Source organism: Paenibacillus pabuli (genome assembly GCF_039831995.1).
Classification (GTDB): Bacteria; Bacillota; Bacilli; order Paenibacillales; family Paenibacillaceae; genus Paenibacillus; species Paenibacillus pabuli_C.
In genome coordinates, this window is the sequence record NZ_JBDOIO010000004.1 from 1,241,689 (window position 1) to 1,253,350 (window position 11,662).

9 protein-coding genes and 1 pseudogene are annotated in these 11,662 nt (G+C 47.2%); 8 read left to right on the forward strand and 2 right to left on the reverse strand.

Going from position 1 to position 11,662, the window contains the following annotated elements:
- Positions 1 to 3: 3 nt before the first annotated feature.
- The 8 genes from ABGV42_RS25175 to ABGV42_RS25210 all read left to right on the forward strand — a co-directional run bounded on the left by ABGV42_RS25175 (position 4) and on the right by ABGV42_RS25210 (position 7,907).
- Positions 4 to 876 carry a carbohydrate ABC transporter permease gene (locus tag ABGV42_RS25175; RefSeq protein WP_174818694.1) on the forward strand — a complete coding sequence of 291 codons (873 nt, stop codon included), beginning with the start codon at positions 4 to 6 and terminating at the stop codon, positions 874 to 876.
- Positions 877 to 916: 40 nt separating this feature from the next.
- Entirely contained in the window at positions 917 to 1,732 is an 816-nt protein-coding gene (locus ABGV42_RS25180) for a carbohydrate ABC transporter permease (protein ID WP_095290315.1), read from the forward strand.
- 112 nt (positions 1,733 to 1,844) lie between these two features.
- Positions 1,845 to 3,062 carry an MFS transporter gene (locus ABGV42_RS25185; RefSeq protein WP_110759165.1) on the forward strand — a complete coding sequence of 406 codons (1,218 nt, stop codon included), beginning with the start codon at positions 1,845 to 1,847 and terminating at the stop codon, positions 3,060 to 3,062.
- Between the two features lie 523 nt (positions 3,063 to 3,585).
- Positions 3,586 to 4,173, forward strand: coding sequence for a cell wall hydrolase (locus ABGV42_RS25190; protein WP_431523693.1), 588 nt, complete (start codon positions 3,586 to 3,588; stop codon positions 4,171 to 4,173).
- Positions 4,174 to 4,389: 216 nt separating this feature from the next.
- Entirely contained in the window at positions 4,390 to 4,806 is a 417-nt protein-coding gene (locus tag ABGV42_RS25195) for a DUF1259 domain-containing protein (protein ID WP_095290319.1), read from the forward strand.
- Positions 4,807 to 5,204: 398 nt separating this feature from the next.
- On the forward strand, positions 5,205 to 5,966 hold the full coding sequence (locus ABGV42_RS25200) for a DUF2935 domain-containing protein (RefSeq protein ID WP_249281168.1): 762 nt from the start codon (positions 5,205 to 5,207) through the stop codon (positions 5,964 to 5,966).
- A gap of 483 nt (positions 5,967 to 6,449) precedes the next feature.
- Positions 6,450 to 7,199, forward strand: coding sequence for a peroxide stress protein YaaA (gene yaaA / locus ABGV42_RS25205; RefSeq protein WP_347384183.1), 750 nt, complete (start codon positions 6,450 to 6,452; stop codon positions 7,197 to 7,199).
- Positions 7,200 to 7,433: 234 nt separating this feature from the next.
- Complete coding sequence (locus tag ABGV42_RS25210; RefSeq protein WP_347384184.1) at positions 7,434 to 7,907, forward strand: hypothetical protein; 474 nt, start codon at positions 7,434 to 7,436, stop codon at positions 7,905 to 7,907.
- A gap of 171 nt (positions 7,908 to 8,078) precedes the next feature.
- Here the strand turns inward: ABGV42_RS25210 and ABGV42_RS25215 are convergent, their stop codons facing one another.
- Both ABGV42_RS25215 and ABGV42_RS25220 read right to left on the reverse strand, forming a co-directional pair.
- Entirely contained in the window at positions 8,079 to 9,311 is a 1,233-nt protein-coding gene (locus ABGV42_RS25215) for a right-handed parallel beta-helix repeat-containing protein (protein ID WP_347384490.1), read from the reverse strand.
- 708 nt (positions 9,312 to 10,019) lie between these two features.
- A pseudogene (locus ABGV42_RS25220) lies at positions 10,020 to 11,511 on the reverse strand (catalase); the annotation flags it as partial.
- Positions 11,512 to 11,662 lie beyond the last annotated feature (151 nt).

Below are 11,662 nucleotides of genomic sequence, written 5' to 3' on the forward strand. Positions count from 1 at the left end.
GTCATGAAGAATCGTATTCAGTTATCCCTGTTTCTGTTACCCGGGCTGCTGCTGTACGTGGGACTGTTCGTATTTCCTACATTGACGGGGCTGTTCTACTCCTTTACGGATTGGGACGGGGTATCCCCGTCGTATGCGTTTGTAGGGCTGGACAATTATAAGGACAGTCTCAGCAGCATCGTCTTTCGCAAGGCTTTTGGCAATAACGTTGAATTCATGCTCACGGTGGTTATTGCCCAAACCTTTATTTCACTTGTATTGGCCTTACTGCTCGTCCGAAACACCAAAACGCGGATCGTGCTGCGCGCCCTGTATTTTCTCCCGGCCATTTTGTCCTCTGTATCGGTTGGACTGATCTGGGCTTTTATGTATGACCCATCCATTGGATTGATTAACTATGGGTTGAACGGGGCAGGGATGGAGAGTCTTGCACGAAACTGGATCGGTGATCCCAAAATTGCAATTTACTCCATTGCAGCCGTGCAGGTCTGGGCTCATGCCGGTCAAATGATGATTGTATTTATCGCTGGCCTGCAAGGCATTCCGGCTGAACTATATGAGGCCGCCCGAATGGACGGCGGCAGCAAATGGCAGGTATTCCGTACGGTGACCTGGCCGCTGCTTGCCCCATCGGCTACGATTGTCGTTGCTTATACAACGATCCAATCGTTCAAGGCATTTGATCTTATTTTCACCATGACGGACGGAGGTCCGAACTACGCGACTGAAATTTTGACGACGTATATTTATCATACCGCCTTTGGCAGCTATTCATTTGGCCTCGCTTCTGCGGGTTCGATGATCTTCCTGGTTCTGCTGGCCTTACTGACGTTTGTGCAGTTCAAGGCACTGCGTGCCGACCGGGTAAGCTATTGATGCCGGAACGTGCTCGCACAAGAGGCAGAAGGGAGTTCACATGTTTCTTAAATGGTTCAATCGCCTGATATTGTTGGTGTACGCGCTGCTGATTATCGTGCCGCTGTACTTCGTATTTGTATCCTCATTCAAAACAAGCAGCAACTTCTTCACCAGTCCATTCAGCTGGCCTGATCCGTTTACCTGGGATAACGTTACGGGCATGTTTCGTAATCAGCCGATGTGGCAGTATTTCGGAAACAGTCTTGTCGTTACACTGGGTACAGTTGTGATTGAACTGCTGCTGAGCAGCATGATTGCATACGCCATTGTCCGCTGGGGCGGAAGTGTGGGCAAGATTGTGTTTGGCCTGTTTGTGGCAGGCCTTATTGTTCCTTCCCAGGTCAGTATGCTGCCGATCTACTCCCTTACACGCACGCTGGGATGGTCGGACAGTCTAACGGGCCTGATCATTGTATCGGCTGCAATGCTGATGCCTGTCTCCGTATTTATGCTGACAGGTTTCATGCGCATGCTGAATGCCGAAATTCTGGAGGCGGGCAGCATGGATGGAGCGAGCGAGTGGCGTCTCTACACCCGGATTGCGCTGCCGCTGGCTGCGCCTTCACTTGCGGCTACAGCTACGTTTCTGCTGGTCATGGTGTGGAATGATCTGCTCATTCCGATGCTCATGCTCAGCAGCAAGTCCAAGCTAACGTTACCACTCGCACTGATGCAGTTCCGCGGGGAGTATGTGACGAACTATCCGATGATGCTGACAGGAGTGCTGGTGACAGCCATTCCGATGATTGTGCTGTTCATTTTGCTCCAGCGTTATTTTGTTGCAGGTCTGACAGCAGGTTCACTCAAGGGGTGAGCTATTGGAAGGTGACGTGGAGAAGAGCGTATTTTTCATTGATTTCTGGATCATTCTGCATAATAATGGTTTAGTGTCAGAATGACTACATAGAGATCAAGGAGCTATCGTTATGACTAAACTGGAAGTGTTGCGGAATCCCAAGCAGCGCAAGCTGCTGTTCAGTGCCGGGATGAGCTGGCTGTTTGATGCGATGGAAGTCGGCATGATCTCCTTCATTGTGGCAGCTCTTGCCAAGGAATGGAGTCTCAGTCCCGGACAAGTCGGTGTGCTGACCAGTATCAACTCCATCGGTATGGCGCTGGGTGCATTACTTGCGGGTGCACTGGCTGACCGTTTTGGCCGGAAGGCCATTTTGATGTGGACCCTGTTGATCTTCACGATTGCGAGTGGTTTGTCTGCACTGGCAACCGGCTTTGCCGTCCTGTGCGTACTGCGCCTGATTGCAGGGATTGGACTCGGTGGCGAGCTGCCTGTAGCCTCCACACTGGTATCGGAGTCCATGCCGACGGCAGAACGCGGGCGTGCCGTCGTGCTGCTGGAGAGTTTCTGGGCAGGAGGCTGGATTGTATCGGCGCTCATTGCCAACTTTGTCATCCCGGAATACGGCTGGAGAATTGCATTTGCCATTGGTGCCGTTCCGGCATTCTACGCGCTGTATCTGCGCCGTGTCATTCAGGACCCGCCGCGTTACAAGCAAAACAAGGCCATCCGGAAGACGACGTTCAGGGAGAAAGTGGCTGCAGTCTGGTCTGCTCCGCATCGCCGGACAACCATCATGCTCTGGATCTTGTGGTTTACGGTAATTTTCTCCTATTATGGCATGTTCCTGTGGCTGCCTTCCGTCGTGATGGCCAAAGGTTTCACACTGGTCAAAAGCTTTCAGTACGTGCTGATTATGACGTTGGCACAGCTGCCAGGTTACTTTACAGCGGCTTATTTTATCGAGCGGTACGGGCGTAAATTCGTCCTGGTCGTTTATCTTACACTGACGGCAGTGAGTGCGATTGCTTTTGGTTTGGCAACAACCGAAGCGGCGATTCTCACTGCAGGCATCTGTCTTTCTTTCTTCAATCTGGGGGCATGGGGCGGTCTGTACGCGTATAGTCCGGAACTATATCCAGATTCGGTTCGTTCGACAGGTGTGGGTCTTGCCACATCGGTGGGCCGCATCGGGGGCGTACTTGCTCCATTGATGGTCGGCATGCTGGTTCAGCGTGAGGTGGCCATCAGCCTGATTTTCACGATTTTCTTCGTGACGATCCTGATTGGCGCAGCGGCTGTACTGTTCCTCGGCCGGGAAACGAAGGGTCAGGAACTGGCAGAGTAGATGTAAATAAATTCAAGCGCAACTTTTGTGCGGGTCTGCCTGCCTACGGAAATAGAGGCTGGACAAGCGGCATAAGGTTGATACAAGAAGAGGCATTGCCCTGATATGACCATGGGCTCATGCCTCTTTTTGCTATATTCAAGGCCCTGTTTTTCATGCTCCATCGGTCCGATAGACGGCACTTTGGCTATATCCTATAATGACACTCGGGATGTCCATAAGGGAGGGTTCAGGGGAAGATATGGAGTCTGGACTCAGAATAATGGAGGTTAATTGAATCATGAAAAACGATATTAAAATGGATCAAACGATTAAAATGAATGAAAAGAATAATGCGAGTGGAACAAAAAGTGCCAATGAACTGATTAAAGCTTATAGGTTAGAATTAAGTAAAAGTGCTGGAAACATGGAACCTATCACCGTGAGTCGGGCAGTAACTCATCAGAGGGGGAAAAAGGCTGGCAAAAGAGCAAGACGAGTCAGTGTGCTTCTCGGTGCCTTCGCGATGGCTCTCGGTCTCACGATGGCAGCTCCGTCTGCGGGAGCACAGAAGCTGGAACAGGGCGTTCAAAGTGAGCATGTGCTGCAATTGCAGGAGCAATTAAGTGATCTGGGATACTTCAATGCCGGATTGACCGGATATTACGGTTCCATTACCAAAAACGCTGTACGCAAGTTTCAGCAAGCTCAGGGGCTGAGCGCGGATGGGATTGCAGGTCCGGTAACACTGAACAGGTTGAACAAAAAGGCAAAAGCCGAAGGTGAGACGCTGCGTCAGTTGGCTAAGCTGATCCACGGGGAAGCGCGCGGGGAATCCTTTGAAGGACAGGTTGCTGTAGGGGCCGTCGTCTTGAATCGTGTGCAGTCGGACGCATTCCCATCATCCATTCCGCAGGTGATTTTCCAGAAAGGGCAGTTCACTGCAATTGACGATGGTCAGTTCAATCAAAAGCCGACGCAGACGTCCTACCGGGCAGCCCGTAAAGCCCTGAATGGTGCGGATCCGACGAACGGTGCGCTCTATTATTACAATCCGAAGATTGCGACGTCGCTGTGGAGCAAGAGCAGGCCGACACTCCTGACGATTGGGCAGCATGATTTTACACAGTAAGATAGGTTGAGAAATGCAGGACAATAATTGAATATCATAATGGACCCCGGCTGTGCCCTGCTGAATGCAGAAGCGTTGCCGGGGTTTTTGTTGGTTTTGACACCCAGTACTACGCATGTGGAAAATATACAATTATCCTCTATCAAATGTTCCTATCAAATTAAAATTGTTAATCATAGTATATATTGTTCGTTAAATTCATAGGAGGTGGTTGATATGATTGAAAAAGCTTTATGTGCGCGTTTAGCCAAAATTATTGGTGGACAGGTAGCAGCGAATAAACCAGCTTGCGTTGTTCAGACTTTGCGGAATCTAAAGGTTAAGATTTTAGGTCGACGCAGTAGATCCCCTTTAACATTACCATTTGCATTATCCGTAGAATCTCGTGACTCCCGTGGGCGCACTCTTAACTTGGGGGAAACCGTAATACTAGAAAGTGAAATCAATCCTTTTGTCTCGGAATTACGTAAGAGAGGTATCAAAGTTACTGCTATTCATAATCACTGGCTTTTCCAAAACATTCAATTCAAATATATCCACTGGGAATCAATTGATAATCCAGTTGCGTTTGTAGAAAAAAGTGCAGCTGCTGCAAGGGCAGTAGGAATACTTCCTAAAAAGACAAAAAAGTAAAATACACGACGTTTTTAATAAATCTGAAAAGGGTAAAAGGCGGATCCATTGGTATCCGTCTTTTTACGTGTTTAGTGTGAAATCCCGTCCCTGAATCGAGTACAAACTGAACACAAATTGACTCTAACATGACCCTATGTTGAACCCACATGGCGGGTTTACCGTGATACTTTACTTGATAATTTTCCTGACTCAGTAGGCATTACTTGAAAGGCTTTATAAATTTACTTCATAATCTTGAATTTTTGTTTTCCGATAACATATTGAAACATACCATCCCCATATACTCTGCTATCAAGGCATAGTCTGCTTATTAAGTGTGCCGAAAGGTGGGATATGGTTTGTCGGATCCTTTTGTTGTCAGATCATTAGATGAGATACGTTTTTGGTCACGCATTATGAAAGAACATTCCCTTTTTCTTCGACTAGGATTTAGGTGTGAAGATACGCAGTTAATTAATGAGGCTAATCAGTTCCATGCTATCTTTGAGGAGATTGAAAGAAGATCACATTCTTTTCAAGCAGATACCGATCCTCAGACAATTAGAGAGTTTAATTCAGAAGTTCACAATGCCGCTGCACACATTTGGGCATTTAAGAGAAAGGTACTCGGGCTTATACTACGGTGTCAACTTCCTGGGGGAACCAATTTCCCTTTGCTTGTAGATCATGTTAGCCGAGAAGCCAATTACTTTAGAAATCGGTTAGAGGAACTCAACAGCGGGAGACTTGAACCATTACCTGATGCGATTATCGATGAAAATGTCTTTTTCCTAAAAATCATGGCAGACCATGCCAAATTTATAGGTCATCTGCTTGATCCATCCGAGCGAAAATTAGTGGAACAAGCAAGGGAATTTAGTCAAGATTTTGATACGCTGATGTTTCAGGCCATCGATTTAAGTTCCATGCGTCCACAATCGCAAACCCATCCATTACTAAGTCAATTTGTTGATGAAAACCGCGTTTCGGTCAAATCATTGCGAGATTTTAAGAAGACTGCGCGCGACTTAATTGACGAGTGTCGAATCAAAAGTATTATTCACCCCTTATTAGCAGATCACGTTTTTCGTGAAGCCGAACGATTCTTGTTTATTCTTGACATGTTTGATCAGTCATTGTCTGGCATGAAGGTAAACAAGAAAGAAATCATGCATTAAAATATAGGGAGGATACTTGATGAAAAAAATAACTTGATTTGTTTTTTATTACATGACTCTGATTCCGGACATTCACATAAACTTTTTCGTTCAGAATTATATGGAATATGGAAAGATCAAGATCGTCCCTCATATGGCTGAAAGGACTCAATGGACAGTTAGCTGTTATCAGACATACAATCGTAGGTCTATGAGAAGCATATGAAGGGCTATTGCTGATTTTAGAAATCGATAACTAAACATGTATGTTGAATATGCTAATTATGAGAATCTATAACGCTTGATTCTTATTCCAAAATCAATTGAATTTTATGAATTGTAATGAGCAAGCCAATCCATTTGTGGGCTGGTTTGTTCATTTTTTAGTTCTGTTCAACGCACCACCACTATGGGAATGAACTTCCTTCGCATTGGAATCATCTAACCTTTCCTGTACAATGAATAACGACAAAAACAACAGTAGTTTAAGGATGGATCAGCATAATGAGAATTATCATATCACCTGCAAAAAAGATGAAGATCGATACCGATCTTATGGCTTGTGAGCAGCCGCATTTTATAAATGAGTCGGAAAAATTACTAAGTCTGCTTCAAAAGTTAACCTATGACGAACTCAAAGCATTGTGGAAGTGTAACGATGCAATCGCCGAACTAAACGTGGAGCGGATTCGGAATATGAATTTAAAGGACCATCTTACGCCAGCCATTTATGCCTATGAGGGCATTCAGTATCAGTATATGGCGCCTGTTGTTTTTCAAAAGGAGGAACTGGAGTATCTGGAGCAGCATTTACGCATATTATCCGGTTTTTATGGCATGTTACGGCCTTCGGATGGAGTTACTCCCTATAGGTTGGAGATGCAGGGCAAGTTGCAAGGTCTGGGGTTTAGCTCCCTTTATCAATTTTGGGGCAGCAAATTAGCAGATCAGCTTCAGTCGGAAAGCAACTGTATTCTGAATTTAGCTTCCAAAGAGTACAGCAAAAACATCACGCCTTTTCTGAGAGAGGAAACCCGGTTTATCACTTGTGTTTTCGGACAAATAGTCGATGGGAAGGTTGTTGAAAAGGCAACCCGGGCCAAGATGGCCAGAGGCGAAATGGTACGGCATATGGCAGAGCGAAAAATTACAGATGTGAGGGATATTAAGGAATTTGATCGGTTAGGTTTTGTTTTCTCAGAAGAGAAGTCGGATGAGAGTAATTATGTATTTATATATTCAGAGGAGAAATAGCGAAAATTCCAACTTTGCTATTAAAAAGAGTGCTAGTTAGCAAGCCAGCGCATCTTATGGGCTGGTTTTTATTTTGATATTGTATTTCAGTATCCTTCACAGAGTGGAGAAGTGAGTTAGGACCGTAGGCAACGCAGGAGCGATTTTTCTATGAGTTTGAACGGTCACGCCCTATACTGGATAAAGCGTTGGAGAGTGTGGTGAAGACCTCCCAAGGAATTGAAGGATATCGTCATGCGTTTTGAGAATGCAGAAGCTGAGCAGTTGAATCTGGGCGGTGCTATTGGTGCCGTGGGTGCGGCAGCGATGAAGAGAAATTCGGTAAATAACACAGGTTCGAATGATAAGGGCTATCGAATGGCACAAGTTAATATGTTTGGAAAGTTAATGTGGCTGCCTGTCAATGAGGATGGTGTTGCAGATCAGGCTGCCCTTCAGGCTTATCAGAGGGATCAGGGGCATCTGGATATCAATCACATGCAAGCTGTGAAGGTAGAACCGCCTGGGGAAGATATCTATGCGATGCAGATCAAGGCATTTGAGATGGGCATTCATCCGATGACAGGCGAACCTGTATCTGATAAGTACGCTCAGATGATGCTAACTTCACTGAAGTTCAGCCAGCTATTCATGGCATTTCAGATGGTTCGTGGGAGTATGTCAGGTGGCAAAGGGCCTATTCGGTTGCCTTCTTCTCATCCAGCTTAGAATCACAAATGAAGGTATCTAAAAACGTAGCAGGACTTAATCGCCGTATATCGGCTTGATGCAGAACTACAAGACCAATTCAAAAATCCCCTTCTCCGTTCCGCCTAAACGGTGGTAATGGAGAAGGGGATTTTGCATTTAGATTATCTTTCGGACCTCACGAACTATCATCTATCTCGCCCCAATATTCGTACCGGATGGCGTACCCGAGCCAATCAGATCACTACCTGCAGCAAGCTTCAGGAAATTGCCTAGAATTGGCGTTCCGTCGATGCTGCGGGTCACCGAAGGCACGAGGGAAATAAAGTCGGCTGCGCTCGCGAGCAGGCCTTTGTCGTTCACGCTCTTTTTGTTTTTCCACCAGACGTTGGTACTGCTGACATCCGTTCCACTTGTTTTGTCACTGGCGCCGCCCTGGAAGGACAGGTTGTTGGTGAAGATATGGGTGCCCACGTCGAAGGCAAAATTGCTTTGGCCGTTGTTCCAAGATGTGTTGTTTTTCATTTGTATGGAACCGGGATTACTGTTGTATGTGAAGCCATGCTTTTTATTATTGAAGGCAATGCTGTTTTCCACAATATGATTCACGGCAATTTTCTCGCCGCCCAGCTTGAAGCCGTTCCCATCACTATCGGTGGTGGATGTACCGTCCGAAGTAGCGCCATTGGCGTACGCAATGCTGTTACGAATCGTGACGACACCGATAGCACCCGTATCTGTTTTGCTGTACAAATCCCATCCATCGTCCACATTGTAGGCTGCAATGCAGCCATCGAAGAGGTTGCCCGGACCTACCGTCAATTTCGCGGCAAAACCGTCCGCATCCTCGCCGTTATCGGGATCATAATTGTCGTGAGAGTAGGAGCGGATGACTTCATTGTAAGCAGGCCATTCACTCTTGGCGGCGGTGGATGCATATCGTCCCAGCTGAATTCCCGTATCCCGATTATGATGAGCCTCGATTTGCTCCAGACGGTTGTAACTGCCCCCGATAAAAATCCCGTTATCGCCTGCCCCTTTTACTTCAAGCCCTTTAACGAACCAGTAGTCCCCGAACATTTGCAAGCCCCGATTCGTGGACGCAAAGGCTTGGGCTGAGAAATCGAAGACAGGCTTTTCCGATCCGTAGGCGACCAGATTTTTGCGCTGTCCTGATGTACCGCTGTTGCCTCGTTCAATGGTGACCGTTTCCGAAAAACTGTAGGTTCCACCTCGCAGATAAATGGTCTTGCCCGGAGCAATCTGAGTCAATGCATATGCGAGTGTGGTTGGGCTTGCCAGTGTTCCCGGGTTACTTGCTGATCCGTTAGGAGCGACATATAAATCACCAGCAGCGAGTGCAGCAGGAGTTGTTGCGGCTGACTGTTCAGACGAATTTTGCACACCACTTTCCGTAAGTTCCATCGCACCAGCTAATCCACCACCTAATAGCAATAGAGGAAAAGCCGTACTCAAACACAGATAAGCCATTTTCGATTTCCATGAACGTTCAGAGCGTACAGATGGATAATTAGAAACAGAAGGGAACCATTTCATTGTGAAACCTCCTTGGTTAATGGGATAGTGCATTTCGGTAAGGCACAGATTCATCGTAAAACGTGTAAGCGTTATCAACAATAATCATCTCATTGGGTCAGCTGCACAAGCTGGTGGGTCAAGCATTGGGGGCCGAACCGCAGTCTGATTAAAAGGTGATGCATAATCCTTTCATTGGCACATAGCCCTGATTTAACGAGCAATCGTCTGAAATGAACGTCCGAGTGGAACTTCGTTTTATAACAAACGGCATAAGAACAACGCTCAATCCACCGAAATGAACCTGAAACTACTTTGAAAATTGAAGAGGAAAGACTGATTGCAAGAGAATCGGTCCATTTGTGCAGCCCAAAAAGCCCCGGTAGCATCTGCATTAGACAGATGGACTACAGGGGCAAGGACTACACAGTGATCCGTTGTATGAATTTGTGCAACTTACATCACTTCTTTTACCACTTAATGTCCCCGCTGACTCTTAATACGGATCTGCTTCATGACCGCGCCGGGATGCTTCATCCACACCTTGCTCATGTTTTGGCTGAACCGTGGCACTATCGTCAGTTGGAACGGAAGCCAGACCTTCAGCTACACGACGACCGTAGTCGGCATCAGCCTGAGTGAAGTGTGAGATCATGCGCTCACGAATGTCCGGTTTACATTTGGAGAGCGCACCGACCAGGTTGCTGACCAATTCGTCTCGTTCCCAATCTTCAAACGCCCGGTACGTATCACCGGCTTGACCAAAGTCGTTAGGGCGCGGAATTTTCTCCCGGACCAGATGACCTTCAATAAGAGGTTCATGCTCCTTGCCCCGCGGAGCCGCTTCGGACAGACCACCCAGAGAAGAAGGTTCGTAGTTCACATGCGGGTTCTGCCCTGGCGCACGATCGACTTTGTACTGCATCTGACCACCGCTTTGGTTGGTAGCTACGCGATTTTTGGGAGCATTCACAGGCAGCTGCAGATAGTTCGCTCCAACCCGGTGACGTTGGGTATCCGAGTAGGAGAAGGTGCGGCCTTGCAGCAATTTGTCATCCGAGAAATCCAGTCCATCCACGAGTACCCCGGTTCCAAATGCAGCTTGTTCCACTTCGTTAAAGTAATCCTCGGGATTGCGGTTCAAGGTCATTTTTCCAACAGGCAAAAACGGAAATTGCTCTGGGGGCCACAGCTTGGTGGGGTCGAGCGGATCAAAGTCCAGTTCCGGATGTTCGCCGTCTTCCATGATCTGAACACACAGCTCCCATTCCGGGTAATCCCCTTGTTCAATCGCATGATACAGATCCAGTGTGGCGTGGTTGAAATTCTGTCCCTGAATCTCGCTGGCGTCTTTTTGCAGCAGGTTTCGTATCCCTTGTTTGAGGGGTTCCCAGTGATATTTAATGAGTACGCCCGTGCCTTCTTGGTTTACCCATTTGTATGTATTGACGCCTGATCCCTGCATTTGGCGATAATTCGCTGGAATTCCCCATGGGGAGAAGAGGAATGTAACCATATGGGTGGCTTCAGGGCTAAGCGAAACGAAGTCAAAAAAACGCTCCATATCCTGTGCATTGGTCAATGGGTCTGGTTTGAAGGCATGAACCATATCCGGGAATTTTAGCGGATCACGAATGAAAAAGATTTTCAGGTTGTTGCCAACCAGATCCCAGTTGCCGTCTTCAGTATAAAACTTCACGGCAAAGCCGCGCGGGTCACGAAGTGTCTCCGGTGAATGCCCACCGTGGATTACCGTGGAGAAACGGACAAACACAGGGGTTTCTTTGCCCTTCTCTTGAAACAGACGAGCACGCGTATATTTGGATACAGGCTCATCGCCGGCTGTTCCGTACGCTTCGAATATGCCATGAGCGCCAGCCCCGCGAGCATGTACAACCCGTTCAGGAATACGTTCGCGGTCAAAATGCGTGATCTTTTCGAGAAAATGATAGTTCTCCAGCGTAGTCGGTCCCCGGCTGCCGACGGTTCGAACATTCTGATTATCGGTGACGGGATGGCCCTGACGATCCGTTAATGTCTCTGGTGCCGTGTCTGGGGAATGCTCTGGTTGTGAAGAATGGTTATTCATGGAGCACCACCTTTCCTTTTGATGGATTCGAGTATATAATTTCCCTGCATCCTTGTTCTATACATCCATTGCAGTAAAAAAAGCTTGTCACTTACCTCATGGCATGAGATAATTAACATTTGCCCAGCGGCCTTTTTTGAACGGAAAATGA